The organism is Acidithrix sp. C25 (assembly GCF_904848545.2).
The window spans coordinates 844,450-867,293 of sequence record NZ_CAJHCI020000010.1; the positions used below are offsets into that span (position 1 = coordinate 844,450).

Sequence of the window (22,844 nt, forward strand, 5' to 3'; positions counted from 1 at the left end):
CTTCAAAACAAGATCTAACAGAGGTGTTACAAGCGCTCTGTTATAGGGTTACTATCGCTTGACCTTCTTCTTACCAGCGACGGTCTTCTTTGGACCCTTACGCGTACGCGCATTAGTGTGGGTACGCTGACCGCGAACTGGGAGCCCCTTACGGTGACGCAGTCCTTGATAGCAGCCAATCTCCTGCTTCCTCTTGATATCTTGGGATACCTCTCTACGGAGGTCACCTTCAACCTTGAAGTTAGCGTCGATGTAGGCACGTAAACGTGCTACTTCTTCGTCGGTTAAGTTCCGAACTCGAGTGTTCAGATCTACACCGGTTGCAGCACAGATCTGCTGCGAGGTGGTCAGTCCAATTCCATAGATATAGGTCAGAGAAATCTCCAACCGCTTTTCCCTTGGAATGTCTACTCCGGCTATACGTGCCATTTACCTATCCCTGTCGTTGCTTATGTCTAGGGTTTTCACAAATCACCAACACAACCCTGTGGCGGCGAATTACCTTGCATTTCTCGCAAATTGTTTTGACGCTCGGTCTTACCTTCATTGCTTACTCTCTTGACTTGAAAATCGTCACTCCTAATTTAGAAGCGACGATAGAGAATTATTTACCAATCAAAACTGGTAAGTATAGTCTCCTACTTGTACCGGTATGTTATCCGGCCCCGATTGAGGTCATATGGGGTCAGTTCAATCTGCACCCGGTCACCCGGAAGAATTCGAATTCGGTGCATACGCATCTTTCCAGAACTGTGAGCTAATACCTTATGGCCATTTTCGAGTTCAACTCGGAACATCGCATTGGGAAGGGGCTCTACCACGGTCCCTTCGAGAACAATTGCATCTTCTTTCGGCTTCGTCAGATCAAACTCCTTAAATCGCTACAACCAAATCGGTTGTCAATCCCCCATAGGAGACAGCTGCACAAACTTAGGTGCACCCTAAGATCTTGCACAGAGAGATTAGTCTAGCGTACGCCGAGATCTTTCCGGTATATCACAAAAAGAAAGGCAATCCAAAAATTAACCCCTTACTAGTCCTCTAAGGTAAAGACCTCTGGACCATTATCTGTAACCGCAATCGTATGCTCGAAGTGAGCCGAGAGTGAGCCATCAGCGGTCATCACCGACCATCCATCAGCCAAAACCTTAGTATCGGCACTACCTAAATTCACCATCGGCTCAACTGCAAAGACGTTACCGGCACGAAGCTTCGGACCTGGAGACCCGGGCCAATAGTTTGGCACATTGGGCGCCTCGTGCATCGCCGTACCAATTCCGTGACCAACATACTCGCGCACTACTGCCATCTTGTTAGCTTCGACGAGATTTTGAATAGCCCGACCAATATCATGAAGGTGATTTCCGACCACCATCTCATCTATACCGGCAAACAAAGAGGCCTCAGTAACCTCAATCAGCTTCGCAGCTACCTTCGAGATCTTTCCCACCCCAACTGTATAAGCCGAATCGCCATGATATCCTTGCCAAATGGCGCCACAGTCGATGGAGATAATATCCCCCTCGACTAATCGATAATCACCAGGGATACCATGAACAATCATAGAATTCGGCGAAGTGCAAATAGTAGCTGGAAAACCATGGTAATTCAGAAAATTAGATTTAGCACCTCTAGCATCGATTATCTCATGGGCTATCTTATCAATCTCGCCTGTAGTAATTCCGTCTCGAATAGCTTCGCGAGTCTTAGCGCGAATCTCTGCAACTATCTTTCCAGCTTTACGCATCTTATCAAGTTCAGCACCTGAACGACGGACCGTAGAATCCCACTTCAATTCGAAACCTCACGTTTAGCGATAGGGGCCTAATAAGCCAATAGCGACAAGTACTCTAACCTATAACGCTATCTATAGCGCTACGTATTTCCTTGTGAATCAAGTCGAAGTCGCCATCGCCAAAAACCGAAATCAATTTGCCCAACTGGCCGTACCAATCAATCAGCGGTGCAGTCAGCTCATCATAGAGTGCCAGTCTTCTCGCGATAGCCTCTTTGGTATCATCACTGCGTTGTATGACTTCCTCACCACAGCTATCACAGCTCCAATTGCGATTTGGCCTCGAATGGATCGAATAAGTCCGACCACAGCCCACGCAAACACGTCTAGAAGACAAGCGATCCAGGACTACTTCGGTTGAGACGTCTAAGTTGATGACAACCTTCAACCCCACTGGAGCTAACGTATCCTCCAACATCTGGGCCTGAGCCAAGGTACGGGGAAAGCCATCCAATACAAAACCATCATTTAGAGCATCACTTTGTGCAAGTCTCTCAGCTACGACGCCAACGATGATAGAGTCAGGAACCAACTCCCCACGCTCCATAAACTCACCCGCAGCCTTACCGAAATCGGTACCTTCACGAAGTGCAGCTCGCAGCATATCGCCTGTGGATATATGGGGGATCCCCAATACCTCGCTCAAACGAATACATTGAGTTCCCTTACCGGCGCCTTGCTTACCAAGCATGCCAATTCGATACGGCTTATCCAACCCCTTGCCCCCTAAATTCTAAAATATGCACCCAAAGATGCTACTTAAGAAAGCCGTCGTAATTTCGCATCGAAAGCTGAGAATCGACCTGCTTCATAGTCTCTAACGCGACACCAACGGCAATCAACAATGTCGTACCTGCAAAAGGATATCCCGTTACATGCCATAGTGCCAAAGCGATAGCGGGTACTAATGCAACCGCCGCCAAAAAGAGCGAGCCAGGGAAGGTGATCCGATTGAGGATCTTAGCCAAGTAACGCTCTGTCGGCGCACCTGGACGGATACCTGGGATAAAACCGCTTTGCTTTCGAATAATATCGGCTTGTTGATATGGATCAAATGCCACCTGCACATAGAAGAAGGTGAACATGACTATCAAGATACCGTAGCTAATAATGTAATAAAAGCTGGTGGCAGAGACCAAATGGTTATTCACAAAGGTTCTAAAGCCGGCCCACGGGATAATATTCGTCAAAAGAACCGGAAAATACAAAATAGATGATGCAAAGATGATTGGAATAACGCCAGCCTGATTGACCTTGAGCGGAATATGAGTGCTTCCACCGCCATACATATTACGACCAACTACACGCTTAGCAAAGGTAACAGGAATCCTACGCTGGCCTTGTTCTACAAAGACGATAGCGACCAAGATTATAAGCGCAAGGACAACGATAACGCCGAACTTAAAGCCACCAGCCTGAGCAAGAATCGCATGGCCACCGCTAGGAATACCAGCCACGACATTGGCAAAGATGATGATCGACATACCTTGACCGATTCCACGCTGTGTAATCAACTCACCTAACCACATAACCAAGGCAGTACCCGCCGTAAAGGTGAGGACGATGAAGAGAACCCTCGCAATTGTAAAACTAGGAATTAGATCGATCTGCTGACCGTTAGGCAAAAATCCAGCACCACCATTGTGAAAGACAAAGGCTAAACCAGTTCCTTGGAGGATCGCTAGAACAATGGTAAGATAACGGGTAGTTTGCGTCAGCTTCTTTTCGCCAACTGGTCCTTGATCACGCCACTCTTCGAACTTAGGGATAACAGTCGTCAACAACTGGATGATGATCGAGGAGGTGATATAGGGCATAATCCCAAGGCCGAAGATGGCAAAGCGGGTCAGAGCGCCACCAGAAAAAAGGTTTAAAAACCCAAGGACTCCGCTACCAGAGGCAGATGTCTCCAACTGCTTAAGTGCCGCGAAGTCAATACCAGGTACTGGTAAATTCGCGCCCAACTGATAGACCGCAATGATCATCAGCGTAAAAAGAACTTTATTGCGCAAGTCTGCGACTTTGAAGATGTTTTTCAAACTGCCAAGCACTTAACGACTCACCTACCATTCATAAGGCTCTTACGTACAATTGGACCCAAGCCTAGCTATCCCATACTAGTCAATGGCGAAAAGATTCCATAGAGACTCTTAAAAAACCCATGAAACTGGGTCCGAAACTAAAAAAAGAGCCGGCAAGCTTAGAATAGCAACCGGCCCCACAATCAGATAAAAGAAATAATTAACGGTTTGCGTGTTGGTTACCACGGACCGGTGGTCGCCCACCAGCATAAGGTAGATCCACAGTGACTATCGAACCACCGGCAGCTCTAATGGCAAACTCAGCCGCCCTAGAAAACTTATGGGCCGTTACAGTAACACCGGTACGAATCTCCCCGTTTCCAAGGATCTTCACCAACGAACCACGCTTTACGATGCCATAATTGGCTAAGACGCCTGGATCTATCACCAGGACACCCTGAGCAGCCAATTCAGCTACCTTATCCAAGTTGACGATCTCGTAGATCACCTTAAAGGGGTTCTTGAATCCCTTAGCCTTAGGCGTACGCTGGGTCAGGGGAAGCTGCCCACCTTCGAAGCCCATAGGAATCGTATCGCGAGCTCCTTGGCCTTTGGTACCACGGCCAGCAGTCTTACCGCCCTTACCGCCAATACCTCTACCAACGCGTTTTGGCTTCTTTTTTGACCCCTCAGCTGGAGTCAGATCATGTAACTTTAACATCAGCCTCTATACCTCTTCCACGACTTCGACCAAGTGCGGCACTCTGGCAATCATCCCGCGAATCTCTCTGCGATCAGGAAGCACATTGCTTTTACCGATACGTCCAAGCCCTAGAGCCTTAAGGGTGGCACGATGCTTTGGCTTTGTACCGATCCCTGACTTAATCTGCGTAACTGTAAGTTTCTTCTCCGAATTAGTCTCGCTCAACCTCGTTCGCCACCTTCTATTTGCTTTTTCTTCTCAGCATAAGCACGGTTAATGGCGCCTGGAATGATCTCATCGACATACTTACCACGAAGCGCAGCTATCTCGTCGGGACGCTTTAGATCCTTCAAACCAGAGATGGTGGCGTGTGCGACATTGATAGCATTGGACGAACCCAAAGACTTAGCAACCACGTCATGAATTCCGGCCATCTCAAGAATAGCTCTAGCAGCGCCACCAGCGATAACACCTGTACCAGGAGCAGCTGGCTTGAGCAAAACTCGCCCAGCCCCAGCAGCACCTAAAACCGGGTGAATTATTGTATCTCCCGCCAACGGAACACTAAAAAGATTCTTTCGAGCCTCTTCAATACCCTTTTGGACGGCAATACCGGCCTCCTTGGCCTTACCATAACCGAGTCCTACACGACCATTCTTGTCACCAATCACCATAAGTGCTGTGAAGGAGAAACGACGTCCACCTTTTACAACCTTGGCAACCCGGTTGACCTTAATCGTGCGCTCTTCATAAACCTCTTCGGCCATATCCTTAGAACTCCAATCCCTTGCTACGGGCTGCATCGGCTAATGCCGCCACTCTACCGTGGTATTGGAATCCACCCCGGTCGAAAACGACTGCTTTAATTCCCTTTTGCACTGCGCGCTGCGCAACGAGTTCTCCAACCTTGACAGCAGCAGCTATATTACCGGTAGCGCCACCGCCACGAAGGTCGGCCTCAAGCGTCGAAGCTGAAGCGATCGTTGAACCAGTCGAGTCATCAACGATCTGAGCAACTATGTGCTTATTCGAACGAAAGACAGCCAAACGTGGGCGAACTGTGGTACCGATAACGATACGTCTAACTCGCTTATGTCGCTTGATACGCAGCGCGTGGCTGTTAACTTTGTTAATTGACATTGCTATCTCCAAAAAGCTCTGGCACTACTTACCAGTCTTACCAGCCTTACGCTGGACCTTTTCTCCCAGGTACCGAACGCCCTTACCTTTGTAAGGCTCTGGCTTTCTAATCTTGCGAATATTGGCAGCGACCTGACCGACAATTTCCTTGTCGATCCCTCTAATAATGATCCTTGTAGGCGTGGGCACCTCGAAGGTAATACCCTCTGGTGCAACGACCTTGACTGTGTGCGAAAAACCCAACGAGAGCTCTAACTCTCCAGGGCCCTTAGCTATACAGCGATATCCAACGCCAATAATCTCTAGCTCCTTGGTGAAACCACTGGTTACACCGGCGACCATATTCGAGACCAAAGTGCGCGAAAGGCCATGCAGGGACTTAGAGAGTCTCTCATCGTTTGGACGCTCAATAACCAAAACCGACTCTTGCTGGCGGACCGAAATCTCACCAGGAAGCACTCTCGAAAGCGTCCCTTTAGGACCACTTACCTTGATATCGTTAGATCCAAGAATCTCGACCGACACGCCCTGAGGTACTTCTACTGGGACTTTCCCAATTCGTGACATAGAACTTACATACTCCTCAATAGATGGGTCATCACTACCAGACGTAGCAGACGACCTCACCGCCGATCTTTTGCTTTCGAGCTTCTCGATCAGTCATCAAACCCCGAGAGGTAGAGACGATCGCTATCCCAAGGCCACCAAGGACACGTGGAACAGACTCCGCTCGGGAATAGACCCTGAGCCCGGGCTTTGAAACCCTCTGAATACCAGAGATTACCCGCTTGCGCTCTGGTGAATACTTGAGCTGAATCTCTAGAGAGTTACCGGGCTTACCCTCAGTCTCTTTGATATCAAAGCCCTCTATATAGCCCTCGCTAACGAGCACCTCAGCCAAAGCCTTCTTTAGCTTCGAACCTGGCATTACAACCGTATCATGCATTGCCGTATTGGCATTACGGATTCGCGTCAACATGTCCGCGATCGGATCCGTCATCATTGGTCAGTTCCTCCTCTACCAGCTAGCCTTGGTCACGCCAGGAATCTCGCCTGCGTGAACCATTACCCGAAGGCAGATCCTGCATAGACCAAACTTGCGATATACCGAGTGTGGACGACCACAACGACCGCAACGGGTATAGGCGCGAACCTTAAACTTCGCTGCACGCCTTTGCTTTTCGATTAGAGCTTTCTTAGCCATTATCTACTTCCTAACCCTCTCTTTTGAAGGGAAATCCAAATGCGAACAAAAGCGCTCGGCCATGGTCGTCACTTGTTGCACTTGTAACGATGGTTATATCCATACCACGCATTACATCAACCTTGTCATACTCGATCTCCGGGAAGATCAACTGCTCCGTGACGCCGAAGGTATAGTTACCGTTACCGTCAAACGACTTAGGGTTCAATCCCCGAAAGTCTCTAATGCGAGGAATGGAGAGCGAGACCAAACGATCAAAGAACTCCCACATGCGATCGCCTCGAAGCGTTACCTTGGCACCGATAGCATTTCCCTGACGAAGCTTGAAACTCGCCACGGACTTTCGTGCCCTGGTAACTATGGGCTTTTGGCCAGAGATAATCTCTAGATCCCGCAGCGCTCCCTCAAGTAGAGAAGCCTGAGCGGTAGCACGGCCAACACCCATGTTGATAACTATCTTCTCCATGCGAGGGACCTGCATGATATTTGACAGGCCAAGGCTCTCTTTGAGTTGGCTTCGCAGTACAGTGTTGTACTTTTCTTTCAGACGCGGCTGCGGTCCAGCGAACTCATTCATAGGTCACCCCCACACTTTTTACAGACGCGAGACTTAACGCCTGCGTCGGAAAACTTATAACCGACCCGTGTTGGACCACACTTAGCACAAACTATCTGCACATTCGAAGCCGAAAAAGGCATGTCCTTGTCGATAATTCCACCTTGAGAGGTCTGATTGGTCGGCTTTTGATGCTTGCGAGCGACATTAATACGATCAACTATGATACGTCCCTCTTTAGGAATCACCCTAGAGACCACGCCCTCGCGACCCTTATCTTTACCGGCCAGCACCTTTATCTTGTCACCCTTACGGATCTTCATCAAAGCACCTCCGGAGCCAACGATATGATCCTCATAAACTTCTTGTCCCTGAGTTCCCGGCCAACTGGCCCAAAGATACGGGTTCCTCTTGGCTGCATCGCATCGTTGATAATAACAGCGGCATTCTCGTCGAACCGAATGTAACTACCGTCTGAACGGCGCTTCTCCTTCTTGGTTCGCACAACCACACACTTTACAACATCCCCGCGCTTTACATTACCTCCAGGAATTGCATCCTTAACAGTGGCCACAAAGATATCGCCAATGCTGGCATATCGTCTCCGTGAACCCCCCAAAACCTTAATAACGAGGACTTCTTTTGCGCCTGAATTATCAGCCACCCTAAGTCTGGTTTCTTGCTGTATCACTTGGCACGCTCCAAAATCTCCACAACACGCCATCTCTTTAGCTTGGAAAGAGGCCTTGTCTCTTCCAGGCGGACGACATCTCCAACGCGTGCACCAAAGGTCGAGTCGTGCGCATACAACTTCTTAGTACGCTGCACCGTCTTTCGGTACTTCGGATGGCGAACTCGCTCTACAACCGCTATAACAACCGTATCGGTCATGGCGTCAGAAATAACTGTACCTTCACGGACCTTACGGGTATTCTCATTCGGACTTTCAATCTCACTCATTATGATTTCCTACCTACTTGTCCTCGGATGAAGCGGATCGCTCGGTCATAATCGTATGAATACGAGCAACCTCTCGCTTTAATAGACCCACACGCGAGGTATTGGCGACCTGGGCAGTAGCCAGGTCAAACCGAAGTTGAAACAACTCCTTGATATTCTCATCAAGACGCTCTTGCAACTCTTGATCACCGAAATCTCTTAATTCAGAAGCCTTTGACATTATTGACCCTCATTCTCGTGAGAAAATGCATCTCTTACAACCACACGTGCTTTAAAGGGGAGCTTTTGAATAGCTCTCTCCAAAGCGCCACGAGCTAGCTCTTCCGAGACACCATTCAATTCAAAGAGGATGCGACCCGGCTTTACAACTGCAACCCAAAACTCCGGGTTACCCTTGCCCGAACCCATGCGAGTCTCAGCAGGCTTCTTGGTAACTGGCTTATCTGGAAAAACTCGAATCCAGACCTTTCCACCTCTTTTGATGTGCCTCGTCATAGCAATACGAGCTGCTTCTATTTGACGAGCGGTCAACCAACCAGCTTCCAAGGCTTGAATACCGAACTCACCAAAGTTCAACTCGGTACCACCCTTGGCCAGCCCAGTTCGCCGGCCACGCTGCACCTTACGGTGCTTTACCTTCCTAGGCATCAACATGATTAATCGCTCTCCCGCTTGAAGTGCGCTGTCTCATGTGACTCCTGGCGCACCTTCTTCTCGAGCTCCTCAGACCGATCTAGGATCTTCTCAAGTTGCTCTTCTCCATTTACGACCGGCGCCGCGTTACGGGGCCTTCCTTCGCTTACGCGTCGACCGCCACCTGCAGAAACTCTTCGCGGCCGTTGCGCGGCCTGCTCGGTAGGAGCTGCTTCGGTAAGGCTAGGTACCTTATAGGGAACGATATCGCCCTTATAGATCCAGACCTTAACACCGATACGACCAAAGGTAGTTCTAGCCTCTCGGAAGCCATAGTCGATGTCTGCTCTCAAGGTATGAAGCGGAACTCGACCTTCGCGATAGGACTCCTTGCGTGCCATTTCAGCACCGCCAAGTCGACCAGAACACTGGATCTTGACGCCCTGACCACCAGAACGCTCCACGAGCTGCATAGCGCGCTTCATCGCTCTTCTAAAGCTAACTCGCCGAGCCAGCTGATCTGCAATACTTTGTGCAACCAATGCGGCATCAAGCTCAGCGTTTTGAATCTCTTTGACGTTTAATTGGACCTTTTCATCCCCAATTAGCGCACCGAGATCATGGCGAAGCTCTTCAATCTTCTTGCCTTGATGTCCGACGATAGGACCAACCTTCGATGAGTAGATATCAACTCTGATATCGCCTCTTTTACGCTCGATCTCTACTCGCGAAAGCTGCAAGTTCTCAAGTCTCTTGATAAGAAAGTTACGGATCTTCCAGTCCTCAAGAACTGTCTCTTTGTAATTCTTATCCTCGTACCAGGTCGACTTCCACTTGGTGGTTATACCAAGGCGAAAACCGTAGGGATTTACTTTCTGACCCATTACTTATTCTCGCTTTCAGCATCGTCATCGACAACGTCTTGATCTTCGCTTGAAACTACCTCAAGGACGTCGTTGGAGACTGCATCACTTGCACCTAAATCACCTTGATCGCTCACGGTCTCCGAGCTCTCTGGAATTGTCGGCTCTGTGTTAGCGGTCTCTGTGTTAGCGGTCTCTGTGTTCTCGGTCTCAGTATGAACAACAAGATCCGAATCCTCGGCGTCAAAGACAACTTCTATTTCGTCGAGAGAACTGTTTGAGCCACGGACACGTGCACTACGACGTTCTTGACGACGAGCTTCCTCAGAGGATCTCTTAGCATTGATCTGAGCAATCTTGGTAAATTCCATGCGATCGACATAGATCGTGATGTGAGCCGTACGCTTCAAAATCTGTCCTGCACGCCCACGAGCTCGCGCACGAAAACGCTTCATAGTCGGCCCCTCGTCTGCAAAGCAGGCAGAGACATAGAGTTCATCTGCTGGAATACCGTCGTTATTCTCAGCATTGGCCACAGCAGAGGCCAGAAGCTTCAAGATCGGACGAGCCGCTCCACGATCCGAATAGACCAAAATATCTCGAGCGGTAATAATATCCTTGCCCCGGATCAGGTCAAGAACTTCACGAACCTTCGATGCCGACATGCGATATTGACGCAAGACAGCCCTAGTGCCTGAATTGAAAGTAGTGGTACTCATCTTCTCTTACCCGTTCTCTCTTGACCCGCATGGTATTTAAAGGTTCGAGTAGGGCTGAATTCACCTAACTTGTGACCGACCATGGACTCTGTCACATAGACAGGAACATGCTTTCGGCCATCATGAACGGCGATGGTGTGACCCACCATGTCAGGAATAATTGTAGATCTACGAGACCAGGTCTTAATGACCTTCTTCTCGTTCTTCTCATTTAAAGCGTCGACCTTCTTGAGTAGGTGAGAATCGACAAAAGGACCCTTTTTAAGGCTACGTGCCATCTTTTATAAGACCTCCTAGCGCCTTGCGCCGCGTCCGCGACGACGACGTACGATCATTGCATCACTTGCCTTGCGCCTTGAACGCGTACGACCTTCAGGTTGACCCCAAGGGGAAACTGGATGACGTCCACCAGACGTCTTGCCTTCGCCACCGCCAAGTGGGTGATCCACTGGGTTCATAGCGACACCTCGTGTCTGAGGCCTAACGCCCTTCCAACGGTTACGTCCAGCTTTACCAATCGAAATCAGCTCATGCTCGGCGTTGCCAACCTCGCCTACGGTAGCCCGACAATCAATAGGAACGCGACGCATTTCAGTAGAGGGAAGACGAAGTGTAGCAAAATCGCCCTCTTTGGCGACTAGTTGCACCGACATACCTGCTCCACGAGCAATCTTGCCGCCCTGACCAGGTCGCAATTCCACGTTATGCACCACAGTACCAACTGGAATATTCCTTAGAGGAAGTGCATTTCCGATCCGAATATCAGCACCGGAACCCGACTCCACCAATTCGCCGACCTTGAGGCGATTAGGAGCCAGAATATATGCCTTTTCACCATCAAGATAATGAAGCAAAGCAATCCGAGCATTTCTATTGGGATCGTATTCAATCGCAGCAACTTTTGCTGGAACTCCGTCTTTGCGACGCTTGAAGTCCACCAAGCGATATTGTTGCTTGTGACCACCGCCGCGGTGGCGGGAGGTCTTTCGTCCATAGGAGTTACGACCACCACTAGAGCTCTTAGGAGCCAAAAGCGACTTCTCAGGCTTGGACTTAGTAATCTCGGAAAAGTCGGACACCGACTGAAACCGACGTCCAGGACTAGTGGGTTTTCTCTTTCTAATAGCCATATTCTTAAAAACCTTCTATCTCTGGAACAGTTCGATCTGACCCTCTTTAAGGGTGACCATGGCATGCTTTGTATCAGAGAGTTTGGCATAGAGTCCGCTTTTACGTGAACGCTTCCGCTTACCCTTGCGATTCAGAGTGTTGACCTTGCCGACCTTTACGGAGAAGATCTCCTCTATGGCCTTACCAATTTCAATCTTGTTGGCCCTGCGATCGACCACAAATGTATAGACGCCGGCATCGGAGAGTCCATAGGACTTCTCGGAGATAACTGGCTTGATGATAATCGAGTATGGATTTGCCATCGTTTAACCTTCCGTGGCCACTTCGTCATCGGCGTCGCTGGAAGAATCAGCCTCGCCAATCAGTGTGGACTTATCAAAGATAACGACATCTGACCATAAGATATCGTAGGGATTCAACTCAGCCTCATCGATAAGACGAACGAGAGGCAAGTTGGAAAAGGTTCTTACCAAGTTATATTCAAATGGATCCACCACCAAGAGGACCTTCTTATTCGAAAGACCGGCATTGGACAAAAATGCGATACCACTTTTAGTCTTAGGAGTCTCATACTCAAACGATTCAACAACTACGATTGCGTCGTTAGCCGCTCGATCAGAAAGCGCATGATATAGAGCCGCACGCTTCATCTTCTTTGGGGTGCGTTGCTCATAAGAACGTGGCTTTGGCCCTAGGGCTACGCCACCGCCTGCCCAATGGGGAGCTCGTATGGAGCCTTGACGGGCACGTCCAGTACCCTTTTGGCGAAATGGCTTACGACCACCACCGCGCACCTCGGCGCGAGTTTTGGTGGACTGTGTTCCACTTCGGGCAGCAGCCAACTGAGCAGTAACTACCTGGTGCAAAAGCGAAACATTTGGCGTGTAACCAAAGACTGTTGGATTCAGTTCAACTTCACCGATGCGATTGCCGTTGTGGTCCAAGAGGGCCGCGACATATTGATTGAGTTCGATCACTCGAACAACTTCAGCGCTCATAAGTTACTTGCCACCCTTCACAGCGTCACGAACGACTACAGACGAGCCCTTAGCACCTGGAACGGCACCCTTGATTAACAAAAGACCACGCTCTGGATCGGACTTTACAACTTTGAGGTTCTGGGTCGTTACCTTATCGGAACCCATTTGCCCAGCCATGCGCGTCCCCTTGAAGACTCGTGCTGGGGTAGCGCAAGCGCCAATTGAACCTGGAGCTCGATGCTTCTTATGGTTACCGTGAGTAGCCTTCTGGCCAGCAAAATTATGACGCTTCATAACTCCAGCAAAACCGTGGCCTTTGGATGTACCTGTTACATCAACAAAGTCCCCACTCTCCCAAATCTCAACTCCATATTCAGAGCCGACAGAATAGGAGGAGACATCATCGAGTCGAAACTCCATAATTTCTACGCCCGGTTCTACGCCGGCAGCCCGAAAGACTCCTGCCTCGGGCTTATTCAATTTCCTAGCATCCTTCGCGCCATAAGTGACGCAAAGGGCCGAATATCCGTCAGTGGAGGGCTGCTTCACCCTCATGACCCTCATTGGGTCAACCTTGACGACAGTAACTGGGATGATTTGGTTCTGGTCGTCCCAGAGTTGCGTCATGCCCAACTTCTTGCCTACTAAAGCCTTGGTTGCCATTTCTATACGAAACTTTCATAATTAAATGCAAAGACATTCTTTGCTTAGATCTAAAAACCCGACGTTCAAAGGTACAAAGCACCTTTGCTCAGACACAAAAACTCCGCCTAATCGGCGGAGCTCTGCCATCTGTTTGCTAGGCGGTTCCTCAAGGGCCTACCCAGACGTCAAAGCTTTCAAACTCTTCTAGCCTACCGGTCCAACCTGGACCATCCGGCTACTTATAGACTCTGGACTTTTATTTCTATATCCACACCGGCTGGGACGTCGAGACGCTGAAGCGAATCTACAGTCTTAGGGGTGTGCTCTACGATATCCAAGAGGCGCTTGTGAACTCTCATCTCGAAATGCTCGCGGGAATCCTTGTGCTTGTGCGGGGATCGAATCACAGTGTAGCGCGACGTCTCCGTCGGCAGTGGCACTGGACCCTTTACCTTAGCATCGGTACGAAGGACAGTATCGACAATCTTCCGAGTTGAGGCGTCCAATATGGCAGCGTCATAGGCCTTTAGCCTGATACGAATTCGCTGCTTTGAGTTCTCTGCCATCATAATTCCTTATAAAATCCACGAATACGCGCCCTACCATCATAGGGCATCAAAGGCACAAGTCGGTCCCTAGATTTCTCTGGGACCGACCAAGCGTACCTTGACCGCTGAGAAGTTGTCTATTTAGACAGCGTTACTTTATGATCTTTGTTACAGCGCCAGCACCAACAGTACGGCCACCTTCGCGAATAGCGAAACGAAGACCCTCATCCATTGCGATAGGCTTTTGTAGCTCAACCTTCAAAGTAATGTTGTCACCAGGGACAACCATCTCTTTACCCTCAGGAAGGGTGATCGAGCCGGTAACGTCTGTCGTTCTAAAGTAGAACTGGGGACGATAGTTGTTGAAGAAAGGCTTGTGACGGCCGCCTTCATCCTTGTTCAAAACGTACACATTAGCTTCAAACTCAGTGTGAGGAGTGATCGAGCCAGGCTTACAAAGCACTTGGCCACGCTCAACGTCAGTCTTCTTAGTTCCACGAAGCAAAACGCCTACGTTATCTCCAGCTTGTCCTTGGTCCAAGATCTTATTGAACATCTCAACACCGGTACAAACTGTCTTTTGAGTTGCGCGTAGACCGACGATCTCGACTTCTTCCGAGATTCGAACGATTCCTCGCTCAACCTTGCCAGTTACGACAGTACCACGACCCTGGATCGTAAAGACGTCCTCGATTGGCATCAAGAAAGGACGCTCTACTGGGCGCTCTGGCTCTGGGATGTAAGAATCAACTGCATCCATGAGCTCTACGATCTTACTTTGCCATTCGGCGTCACCCTCAAGAGCCTTGAGTGCACTTACGCGAATAACAGGTGTATCGTCACCAGGGAACTCGTACTCGCTTAGGAGTTCGCGTACCTCTAGCTCCACCAGATCCAGCAACTCCTCATCATCGACCATGTCAGCCTTGTTTAGGGCTACAACGATGTAAGGAACGCCTACCTGACGGGCTAGCAACACGTGCTCGCGAGTCTGGGGCATGGGGCCGTCGGCGGCGGAAACAACCAAAATTGCTCCGTCAACCTGGGCAGCACCAGTAATCATGTTCTTAATGTAGTCAGCGTGGCCTGGCATGTCCACGTGGGCATAGTGACGATTTGGCGTCTCATACTCAACGTGGGCAATCGAGATTGTTATACCACGAGCTCGCTCTTCAGGAGCCTTATCGATCTGATCAAAGGGGGTGAACTTCACTCCCGGGTTGCGATCCGCAAGCGTCTTAGTGATCGCTGCGGTCAATGTAGTCTTACCATGGTCGATGTGACCCATGGTTCCTATGTTTACGTGTGGCTTGAGGCGCTCAAACTTTTGCTTTGCCATCTCTCCAACTTGCTCCGTTATGTATGACCGACGCCGAAAATTACGGCGCCGACTTGCTTACAAGGTACTGATACTAGGCTACTCGCCCCGCACCCTCGCCACGATCTCCTTGGCTATGGAGTCCGGGACTTCTTGGTACGAGTTGAATTGCATAGTGTATGTGGCGCGCCCTTGCGTGCGCGACCGTAGGTCAGTGGCGTATCCAAACATCTCAGACAGCGGAACCTGAGCGCGAATTGCCTGAGCATTTCCTCGCTGGTCCATACCTTCAATCTTTCCACGCCTTGATGACAAATCTCCGATTACATCGCCCATGTATTCATCAGGGGTAACTACTTCGACTGACATAATCGGCTCTAATAGAACCGGCGATGCCCGCCTTGCAGCCTCCTTGAATGCCATAGAACCAGCAATCTTGAATGCCATCTCCGACGAGTCAACATCGTGATAGGACCCGAAGGTCAAAATCACCCGAAGATCCACTGTCGGATAGCCCGCGAGTACACCAGAGGTCATAGCCTCTTGAATACCCGCATCAACCGGAGGTATATATTCCTTAGGAATTACACCGCCGGTAATCTTATCGACGAATTCGTAACCACCACCGGGGCCCGTAGGCTCCAAGGTGATTACGACGTGACCGTATTGACCACGACCACCGCTCTGGCGAACGTACTTTGACTCCACCTTTTCGATCGTCTTGCGAATCGTCTCTCGGTAAGCAACCTGGGGCTTACCGACGTTAGCGTCAACCTTAAATTCGCGCAACATACGATCCACGATCACTTCGAGGTGCAATTCGCCCATGCCTGAGATAACAGTCTGGCCGGTCTCTTCATCAGTCCGGATCCTAAAGGTCGGGTCTTCCTCGGACAATGCATAAAGAGCTTTGCCCATCTTGTCCTGATCGGCCTTGGTCTTAGGCTCGACTGCAACGTGAATAACTGGCTCTGGGAACTCCAGCGACTCAAGGATAATGGGGCTGTCGCCGTCACAAAGGGTGTCACCGGTGGTGGTGTTCTTTAGACCAACCGCTGCAACAATATCACCCGCGAAGATGGTATCGATATCTTCCCTATGGTTAGCGTGCATCAACAAAAGTCGCCCGATTCGCTCTTTTTTGTCCTTGGTGCTGTTCAAGACAGAAGAACCCTTTTCGAGCGAACCAGAATAGACCCTAAAGTAAGTCAACTTACCTACATATGGATCGGTCATGATCTTAAAGGCCAAGGCAGAAAAAGGTGCCTTATCGTCGGCATCTCTGCTCAGTCCGGCTTCTCCGCGAAGGGAAGTACCAATCGCTGCTGGAATATCCAACGGGCTAGGAAGGAAATTCACAACGGCATCTAGCATTGGCTGAACGCCCTTATTTTTAAAGGCCGAACCACACAGAATCGGTACACCGTAACCTGCAATTGTAGCTTGGCGCAAAACCTCTACGACCCGAGCTGGAGTTATCTCCTCTTCAGCCAAATAAGCTTCCATGAGATCATCGTCAAAGGATGCAAGGGATTCCATTAGATCGTGGTGATAGGCTTGGGCAGACTCCAGAACATCCTCTGGGATCTCTGTAACGCTAAAGCGCTCACCCAGTTCATCCTCATAGATGGTCGCCTTCATCTCGATTATGTCGACAATTCCCCTAAAGCCGTTCTCAGCACCGATTGGGAGTTGAATCACAAGAGGATTGGTATCCAAACGATCCTTTATCATGTCGACACAGCGATAAAAGTTCGCCCCGACACGATCCATCTTATTTACAAAACAAAGGCGGGGAACGTTGTAGTTATTTGCCTGTCGCCAAACCGTCTCAGTCTGAGGTTCCACACCAGCAACTGCGTCAAAGACTGCTACCGCGCCGTCTAGAACCCTAAGTGAGCGCTCTACCTCAACGGTAAAGTCAACGTGGCCTGGAGTGTCGATAATATTAATGCGGTGGCTATTCCAAAAGCAGGTGGTCGCGGCCGAAGTAATGGTGATTCCACGCTCTTGCTCTTGAACCATCCAGTCCATTGTCGCAGCACCTTCGTGAACTTCACCGATCTTGTAGTTCTTACCGGTGTAGTAAAGAATTCGCTCAGTCGTCGTTGTCTTGCCCGCATCAATGTGGGCCATAATGCCGATATTTCTAATTTTCTCTAACGGATATTCTCGAGCCGTCATTTTGTCCCTCAATGTCCGACACCATCTTTTGGTGTCACCTACAAGACCGCGATCATCAACCACTCCAAGGATCTGGAGTTATTCGATCCTTGACTTCAATTGATAAATTCTCTGTCCGACTTTGTACTAGTTTTTCATGCCGCCCATAGGATTTTTAAAACCCAGAAACTGCATTAATCAAAATCCATACCAAAGCGTGGGTTACTGACGCAACCCACGCTTTTAAATTTTTGGCCGGGAAATTTACATACCCAAAGCACTTTTGACCAAATCTAGCGTATCTTAAAACCTAGATCGATCATAGGGCAATGGATGGCTACCAACGATAGTGAGCAAACGCCTTATTGGATTCGGCCATCTTATGAAGATCCTCACGACGCTTCACTGATGCACCGATGCCATTAGAAGCATCAAGAATCTCGTTCGCAAGCCGCATTACCATCGTCTTTTCACGGCGCTTACGTGAAAATGAGACGAGCCAACGAATCGATAGAGTGTGAGCCCTGCGGGATTTGACCTCAACTGGTACCTGATAGGTTGCCCCACCAACACGCCTCGATCGAACCTCTAGTTCAGGCTTAGTATTATCGATAGCTTTTTTGAGGATCACCAAAGGATCGTTGCCGGTGCGCTCTTTGATATTCTCCAATGCACCATAGACAATGGCTTCCGCCAAGGTCTTTTTGCCTCGGGAAAGAATCTTATTTATTAACTGAGTAACCAAGGTGGAATGATAAATGGGATCTGCGACGATCTCCCGCCTTGGAGCTGGACCTTTACGAGGCATAGCTTACTACTTCTCCTTCTTAGCACCGTAGCGGCTACGAGCTTGCTTACGGTTCTTTACTCCCGAGGTGTCTAGTGCACCTCGAATAATCTTGTATCGAACACCAGGTAGGTCTTTGACTCGACCGCCACGAACGAGCACTATGGAGTGCTCCTGTAGATTATGGCCAACGCCAGGTATGTATGCAGTCACTTCTACACCTGAAGTCAATCGCACACGGGCCACCTTGCGTAAGGCCGAGTTAGGCTTCTTGGGCGTAGTCGTATAGACCCTGGTGCATACACCGCGACGCTGCGGGGCGCCCTTTAGCGCAGGAGTCTTGGTCTTTGACCTCTTTGACTCTCTCCCGGTGCGTACCAGCTGAGCAATCGTTGGCATTGGTACCTCTCCACTTTAGTAGACGATCATATGACCGCTACGAATAACATGACCCCAAAGCCACCATCAGGCCTCGGGGAAAACAAACTTTAAAAACAGGGGATCCCTGTCCGCCACAAACAACCCTGGCTAATCTGTCGCGCAACTCTCGACAGTTTGGCGAAAATTTGCCAAAATTACACTATAGGGCGGATTTGACGAACAACCTGCATGGTATTTCTACCAAACGCTACAACCCTTAGATCAAATGACCCAGAAAGAGGCCACGGACCACCCTTAATGATAAAAAGATGGAAGATGAACTCTCTCTGGAATCAAATAATATCAGGCGCCTTCGCCCAGACCGCTACCGCCAATTCCACCGGGAATGTCGTTTAGATCTACATCAAGATCAAAGTCAAATGAATCATCAATGGTCGACTCAAGGTCGGCCAATTCATCCTCATCTGGGTCCTCATACTCATCAAAGTCATCACTAGATGACCAATACGACATCTTCCGTGCATGAGGAGTTGAGACCTGAACACTGCGATAGAGCGGCATGCCGCTACCGGCCGGAATCAACTTCCCGATGATAATATTTTCCTTCAAGCCAAGCAGCGAATCAGAACGGGCCTCAATGGCCGCTTCAGTCAGCACGCGAGTCGTCTCCTGGAATGACGCAGCAGAAAGCCACGACTCGGTAGCGAGACTCGCCTTGGTAATACCCATAAGTTCGGGCCGACCAAGAGCTGGCTTTTGATCAGAAGAGGTCAGTTCGACGTTGCGATCGTGATAGACACGAGCGTCTACCCTCTCGCCGGGCAAAAAGTCCGAATCGCCTGGCTCGGCCACTGTAACCTTCTTGAGCATCTGTCGCACGATAAGTTCAATATGCTTATCGTGGATAGAAACGCCTTGGTCACGGTAGACCTTTTGTACCTCTTCAACCAAATACTGTTGAACTTCGCGCATGCCTTTAATGTCTAGGAGTTCCTTAGGATCTTTGGGGCCATCGACAAGAACGTCTCCAGCCTCAACCATGTCACCACCGTGAACCTCCAAGCGCTGCTTAGGAGATAGATCGTACTCCTCGCGCTCGCCCTGATCGTCAATGACAATAAGCTTTCGATGACTTTCGCCCTCTTCAACTTGCACAGATCCACTACGGTGGGCCAAGATGGCCGATCCCTTGGGGGTACGTGCTTCAAAGAGCTCCACCACCCTAGGGAGTCCATGGGTGATGTCAGCGCCTGCAACGCCACCCTGGTGGAAGGTACGCATTGTTAGCTGGGTACCAGGTTCACCAATCGACTGTGCAGCAATAACGCCAACGGCCTCACCCAAGTCGATCAAACGACCTGCGCTCAAGGATTGTCCATAGCAAACCCGACAGACTCCATGAGGAGTCTCACAAGTCAATACAGAACGCACCCTGATCCTATCGATACCCGGATCGTCACGGAGTTGAGCTAAAACGTTATCATCAATCAAGGTACCGGTCCCAAGGACCGTTCCATCGACCAGTTCAACGCCCTCTACTAAGACCCTTCCATAGATACGAGTCTCCAAATAAGAAGAACGCTTAGCTTCATCGGGAACTATCTCGTCCATCCAAATACCACGGGTAGAACCGCAATCATCCACACGAACGATCAACTCTTGGGCAACGTCGACCAAACGACGGGTCAAATATCCAGAGTCAGCTGTTCGAAGGGCGGTATCAGCCAATCCCTTTCGAGCACCGTGTGTTGAAATAAAGTATTCGAGTACCGAGAGGCCCTCACGGAAGGAAGATTTAATAGGACGGGGAATCATCTCTCCTCTAGGGTTAGAGACAAGACCCTTCATACCAGATATCTGGCGAATCTGCTGAGCATTACCACGAGCACCTGAGTCCACCATCATGTCCAAGGGGTTGAAGGCAAACGAAGAGAGTACTGCCTCCATCGCCTTACCGATCTCGCTGTTTGCAGAGGTCCATATCTCGACCTCTTTTTGACGCCGCTCGTCGTCGGTAATAATACCGCGCTTGAACTGCGTCTCAGCCTTTTCCGCTTCCTTCTCATAACGATCCAAGATTTCACCCTTGATCGACGGCGTCTTTACGTCATTGATAGAGATCGTAAGACCAGACTGAGCTGCAAATCGAAAACCGAGGCTCTTGATCGCATCCAGCGAGGTAGAGACGACCTGCTTAGAGTAGTTATTGGCTATCTCTTCTACGATCGAGCCGATTGGAGTTGCCTTCTTACCTATCAAAGTGTTTACGAAACGAAAGTCACTTGGAAGGGCATCATTGAAGAAAACTCGACCAGGAGTAGTGACAATCTCTTCATATCCATCCTCGGTTGGACGTCGAAAGAGGATTCGAGCGTGCAAGTTGACGTCGCCTGCCTCATAAGCACGCTGAATCTCATAGCTGTGCCTAAAGACTCTTCCATCCCCTTTAGCCCCATTTACCTCCATGGTCAGATAGTAGATACCAAAGACCATATCCTGAGTAGGAACTGTAATTGGACGACCAGTAGCAGGAGAAAGAATGTTATTAGCACTAAGCATCAGAATGCGAGCTTCGGCTTGCGCCTCGGAACTAAGCGGAAGGTGAACAGCCATCTGGTCACCGTCAAAGTCAGCGTTAAAGGCGGCACAGACCAACGGGTGAATCTGAATTGCCTTTCCATCCACCAACACTGGCTCAAAAGCTTGAATACCTAAGCGGTGCAAGGTCGGGGCGCGGTTCAGGAGAACTGGGTGCTCTTTGACAACTTCAGAGAGAACGTTCCAGACCTCATTTCGCCGTCGCTCAACCATTCGCTTTGCAGACTTAATGTTCTGTGCGTATTCAAGATCAACCAACCGCTTCATAACGAAAGGTTTAAAGAGTTCAAGTGCCATCTGCTTGGGGAGGCCGCACTGATGCAGCTTTAGTGTTGGTCCAACGACAATAACCGAACGTCCCGAATAGTCAACGCGCTTTCCCAGAAGGTTCTGACGAAAACGTCCCTGCTTGCCTTTGAGCATGTCAGAAAGACTCTTTAGTGGCCTATTTCCTGGACCAACAACGGGTCGACCACGTCGCCCATTGTCAAAGAGAGCGTCAACTGCCTCTTGGAGCATACGCTTTTCGTTATTCACGATGATCTCAGGAGCCGCTAGATCGAGCAATCGCTTTAGGCGGTTATTGCGGTTTATGACCCTACGGTAAAGGTCATTGAGGTCCGAAGTAGCAAAACGACCACCATCGAGTTGAACCATAGGGCGCAGATCCGGTGGAATCACTGGAATAACGTCCATGATCATCGAAGATGGAGAATTTATCTTTCCATGCTCACCAGCGCTTGCCGCGGCATTGAAAGCCGAGACAATCTTAAGTCTCTTGATAGCCTTCTGACGACGTTGGGCAGCTAGTGGCTTTCTTCCGTCGGTGGGATCAATGATCTCTCTAAGCTTTCGCTCCTCATCGACCAAATCCAAACGACCGATCAGCTTAGCTATAGCTTCAGCACCCATGCCGCCTTCGAAGTATTCGCCAAAGCTCTCCCGAAGTTCACGCCACAGGATTTCATCCTCGATAATTTGACGACCATGTAGATTTCTAAAGGCATCAAAAGCCCTCTCGGCCACTTCGATATCTCTATCAAAGCGAGCACGAGCTAGCTCAAGACGCTGTTCAAAGCGCTTCTGAACTGCTCGAATCTCAGCCTCTTTGGCACCCTTTGCCTCGAGTTCAGCTAGTTCTTCTTCGTTTTCTTTGAAGATAGCATCAAGATCGAGATTCTTTCGATTCTCAACCTCTTTTACCTTGGCAGCGTGTTCGATCTCTAGATTAGAGAGATCTTCGTGACGCTTATCCTCATCAACCCAGGTAACCAAGTTGGCGGCGAAATAGATAACCTTTTCTAGCTGCTTAGCCTTGAGTTCCTCTTTTAGAGATGTACCCATCAATAGATAAGCCAACCACGATCTAGTACCACGAAGGTACCAGATATGAACTACAGGAGCTGCCAGTTCGATATGGCCCATTCGCTCACGGCGAACCTTGTTTCGGGTAACCTCGACGCCACAGCGTTCGCAGATAATACCCTTGAAACGAACCCTCTTATACTTTCCACAAGCGCATTCCCAGTCCTTAGTTGGACCGAAAATCTTCTCGCAAAATAGACCATCACGTTCGGGGCGCAAGGTTCGATAGTTAATCGTCTCAGGCTTTTTGACCTCGCCATGAGACCATGAACGAATGGCATCAGAGCTAGCGATGCCGATACGAAGATTATTGAATTCATTGACATCAATCATC

The 22,844-nt window shown here is 49.6% G+C and carries 32 protein-coding genes; all 32 read right to left on the bottom strand.

What is annotated here, in order from left to right; genetic code table 11:
• Positions 1–51: 51 nt before the first annotated feature.
• The 32 genes from rpsM to ACIDITHRIX25_RS79460 all read right to left on the bottom strand — a co-directional run bounded on the left by rpsM (position 52) and on the right by ACIDITHRIX25_RS79460 (position 22,843).
• Positions 52–429, bottom strand: coding sequence for a 30S ribosomal protein S13 (gene rpsM / locus ACIDITHRIX25_RS79305; protein ID WP_052604308.1), 378 nt, complete (start codon positions 427–429; stop codon positions 52–54).
• Positions 430–433: 4 nt separating this feature from the next.
• Entirely contained in the window at positions 434–547 is a 114-nt protein-coding gene (rpmJ, locus tag ACIDITHRIX25_RS79310) for a 50S ribosomal protein L36 (RefSeq protein ID WP_082058421.1), read from the bottom strand.
• 91 nt (positions 548–638) lie between these two features.
• On the bottom strand, positions 639–863 hold the full coding sequence (infA, locus tag ACIDITHRIX25_RS79315) for a translation initiation factor IF-1 (RefSeq protein WP_082058422.1): 225 nt from the start codon (positions 861–863) through the stop codon (positions 639–641).
• Positions 864–1,033: 170 nt separating this feature from the next.
• A complete protein-coding gene (gene map / locus ACIDITHRIX25_RS79320; protein WP_235347526.1) occupies positions 1,034–1,795 on the bottom strand; it encodes a type I methionyl aminopeptidase in 762 nt (253 codons plus the stop codon).
• 55 nt (positions 1,796–1,850) lie between these two features.
• A complete protein-coding gene (locus tag ACIDITHRIX25_RS79325) occupies positions 1,851–2,510 on the bottom strand; it encodes an adenylate kinase (RefSeq protein WP_201733332.1) in 660 nt (219 codons plus the stop codon).
• A 40-nt stretch (positions 2,511–2,550) separates the two neighbouring features.
• A complete protein-coding gene (secY, locus tag ACIDITHRIX25_RS79330; RefSeq protein ID WP_052604309.1) occupies positions 2,551–3,846 on the bottom strand; it encodes a preprotein translocase subunit SecY in 1,296 nt (431 codons plus the stop codon).
• 190 nt (positions 3,847–4,036) lie between these two features.
• On the bottom strand, positions 4,037–4,537 hold the full coding sequence (gene rplO / locus ACIDITHRIX25_RS79335) for a 50S ribosomal protein L15 (protein WP_052604310.1): 501 nt from the start codon (positions 4,535–4,537) through the stop codon (positions 4,037–4,039).
• A gap of 6 nt (positions 4,538–4,543) precedes the next feature.
• Positions 4,544–4,744: a 50S ribosomal protein L30 gene (gene rpmD / locus ACIDITHRIX25_RS79340; protein ID WP_052604311.1), complete on the bottom strand. Its 201-nt coding sequence runs from the start codon at positions 4,742–4,744 to the stop codon at positions 4,544–4,546.
• Positions 4,741–5,286 (bottom strand): 30S ribosomal protein S5, encoded by a 546-nt coding sequence (rpsE, locus tag ACIDITHRIX25_RS79345; protein ID WP_052604312.1) that lies wholly within the window; start codon positions 5,284–5,286, stop codon positions 4,741–4,743. The genes rpmD and rpsE overlap by 4 nt, the downstream gene beginning before the upstream one ends.
• A gap of 4 nt (positions 5,287–5,290) precedes the next feature.
• A complete protein-coding gene (gene rplR / locus ACIDITHRIX25_RS79350; protein WP_201733333.1) occupies positions 5,291–5,659 on the bottom strand; it encodes a 50S ribosomal protein L18 in 369 nt (122 codons plus the stop codon).
• Positions 5,660–5,683: 24 nt separating this feature from the next.
• A complete protein-coding gene (gene rplF, locus ACIDITHRIX25_RS79355) occupies positions 5,684–6,226 on the bottom strand; it encodes a 50S ribosomal protein L6 (RefSeq protein ID WP_201733334.1) in 543 nt (180 codons plus the stop codon).
• Positions 6,227–6,260: 34 nt separating this feature from the next.
• Positions 6,261–6,662: a 30S ribosomal protein S8 gene (rpsH, locus tag ACIDITHRIX25_RS79360; RefSeq protein ID WP_052604315.1), complete on the bottom strand. Its 402-nt coding sequence runs from the start codon at positions 6,660–6,662 to the stop codon at positions 6,261–6,263.
• A gap of 15 nt (positions 6,663–6,677) precedes the next feature.
• Positions 6,678–6,863, bottom strand: a complete 186-nt coding sequence (locus ACIDITHRIX25_RS79365; protein ID WP_052604316.1) for a type Z 30S ribosomal protein S14 — start codon at positions 6,861–6,863, stop codon at positions 6,678–6,680.
• A gap of 10 nt (positions 6,864–6,873) precedes the next feature.
• Positions 6,874–7,440, bottom strand: coding sequence for a 50S ribosomal protein L5 (rplE, locus tag ACIDITHRIX25_RS79370; RefSeq protein ID WP_052604317.1), 567 nt, complete (start codon positions 7,438–7,440; stop codon positions 6,874–6,876).
• The gene (gene rplX / locus ACIDITHRIX25_RS79375) at positions 7,437–7,742 is read right to left on the bottom strand and encodes a 50S ribosomal protein L24 (protein WP_052604318.1); all 306 of its coding nucleotides are present in this window, start codon (positions 7,740–7,742) and stop codon (positions 7,437–7,439) included. Before rplX ends, rplE begins: the two co-directional genes overlap by 4 nt.
• Positions 7,742–8,110, bottom strand: a complete 369-nt coding sequence (gene rplN / locus ACIDITHRIX25_RS79380; protein WP_052604319.1) for a 50S ribosomal protein L14 — start codon at positions 8,108–8,110, stop codon at positions 7,742–7,744. Before rplN ends, rplX begins: the two co-directional genes overlap by 1 nt.
• The gene (gene rpsQ / locus ACIDITHRIX25_RS79385; protein WP_052604320.1) at positions 8,107–8,379 is read right to left on the bottom strand and encodes a 30S ribosomal protein S17; all 273 of its coding nucleotides are present in this window, start codon (positions 8,377–8,379) and stop codon (positions 8,107–8,109) included. The genes rplN and rpsQ overlap by 4 nt, the downstream gene beginning before the upstream one ends.
• Positions 8,380–8,392: 13 nt before the next feature.
• Positions 8,393–8,599, bottom strand: coding sequence for a 50S ribosomal protein L29 (rpmC, locus tag ACIDITHRIX25_RS79390; RefSeq protein ID WP_052604321.1), 207 nt, complete (start codon positions 8,597–8,599; stop codon positions 8,393–8,395).
• On the bottom strand, positions 8,599–9,033 hold the full coding sequence (gene rplP / locus ACIDITHRIX25_RS79395) for a 50S ribosomal protein L16 (RefSeq protein WP_052604322.1): 435 nt from the start codon (positions 9,031–9,033) through the stop codon (positions 8,599–8,601). The genes rpmC and rplP overlap by 1 nt, the downstream gene beginning before the upstream one ends.
• Before the next feature lie 2 nt (positions 9,034–9,035).
• Positions 9,036–9,896 carry a 30S ribosomal protein S3 gene (gene rpsC, locus ACIDITHRIX25_RS79400; RefSeq protein ID WP_201733335.1) on the bottom strand — a complete coding sequence of 287 codons (861 nt, stop codon included), beginning with the start codon at positions 9,894–9,896 and terminating at the stop codon, positions 9,036–9,038.
• Complete coding sequence (gene rplV / locus ACIDITHRIX25_RS79405; protein ID WP_082058423.1) at positions 9,896–10,594, bottom strand: 50S ribosomal protein L22; 699 nt, start codon at positions 10,592–10,594, stop codon at positions 9,896–9,898. The genes rpsC and rplV overlap by 1 nt, the downstream gene beginning before the upstream one ends.
• Complete coding sequence (gene rpsS, locus ACIDITHRIX25_RS79410; RefSeq protein ID WP_052604324.1) at positions 10,591–10,872, bottom strand: 30S ribosomal protein S19; 282 nt, start codon at positions 10,870–10,872, stop codon at positions 10,591–10,593. Before rpsS ends, rplV begins: the two co-directional genes overlap by 4 nt.
• 15 nt (positions 10,873–10,887) lie before the next feature.
• Positions 10,888–11,724, bottom strand: coding sequence for a 50S ribosomal protein L2 (gene rplB / locus ACIDITHRIX25_RS79415; RefSeq protein WP_052604325.1), 837 nt, complete (start codon positions 11,722–11,724; stop codon positions 10,888–10,890).
• 15 nt (positions 11,725–11,739) lie between these two features.
• Positions 11,740–12,027: a 50S ribosomal protein L23 gene (rplW, locus tag ACIDITHRIX25_RS79420; RefSeq protein WP_052604326.1), complete on the bottom strand. Its 288-nt coding sequence runs from the start codon at positions 12,025–12,027 to the stop codon at positions 11,740–11,742.
• Between the two features lie 3 nt (positions 12,028–12,030).
• Positions 12,031–12,723 (bottom strand): 50S ribosomal protein L4, encoded by a 693-nt coding sequence (rplD, locus tag ACIDITHRIX25_RS79425; protein ID WP_052604327.1) that lies wholly within the window; start codon positions 12,721–12,723, stop codon positions 12,031–12,033.
• Positions 12,724–12,726: 3 nt separating this feature from the next.
• Positions 12,727–13,368, bottom strand: coding sequence for a 50S ribosomal protein L3 (gene rplC / locus ACIDITHRIX25_RS79430; protein WP_052604328.1), 642 nt, complete (start codon positions 13,366–13,368; stop codon positions 12,727–12,729).
• 221 nt (positions 13,369–13,589) lie between these two features.
• On the bottom strand, positions 13,590–13,916 hold the full coding sequence (gene rpsJ / locus ACIDITHRIX25_RS79435; RefSeq protein ID WP_052604329.1) for a 30S ribosomal protein S10: 327 nt from the start codon (positions 13,914–13,916) through the stop codon (positions 13,590–13,592).
• Between the two features lie 133 nt (positions 13,917–14,049).
• Positions 14,050–15,237, bottom strand: coding sequence for an elongation factor Tu (gene tuf, locus ACIDITHRIX25_RS79440; RefSeq protein WP_052604330.1), 1,188 nt, complete (start codon positions 15,235–15,237; stop codon positions 14,050–14,052).
• Between the two features lie 78 nt (positions 15,238–15,315).
• Positions 15,316–17,400: an elongation factor G gene (fusA, locus tag ACIDITHRIX25_RS79445; RefSeq protein WP_052604362.1), complete on the bottom strand. Its 2,085-nt coding sequence runs from the start codon at positions 17,398–17,400 to the stop codon at positions 15,316–15,318.
• A 316-nt stretch (positions 17,401–17,716) separates the two neighbouring features.
• A complete protein-coding gene (rpsG, locus tag ACIDITHRIX25_RS79450) occupies positions 17,717–18,187 on the bottom strand; it encodes a 30S ribosomal protein S7 (RefSeq protein WP_052604331.1) in 471 nt (156 codons plus the stop codon).
• A 6-nt stretch (positions 18,188–18,193) separates the two neighbouring features.
• On the bottom strand, positions 18,194–18,565 hold the full coding sequence (gene rpsL / locus ACIDITHRIX25_RS79455; RefSeq protein ID WP_052604332.1) for a 30S ribosomal protein S12: 372 nt from the start codon (positions 18,563–18,565) through the stop codon (positions 18,194–18,196).
• A 324-nt stretch (positions 18,566–18,889) separates the two neighbouring features.
• Entirely contained in the window at positions 18,890–22,843 is a 3,954-nt protein-coding gene (locus ACIDITHRIX25_RS79460) for a DNA-directed RNA polymerase subunit beta' (protein WP_201733336.1), read from the bottom strand.
• Between the last annotated feature and the right edge of the window lies 1 nt (position 22,844).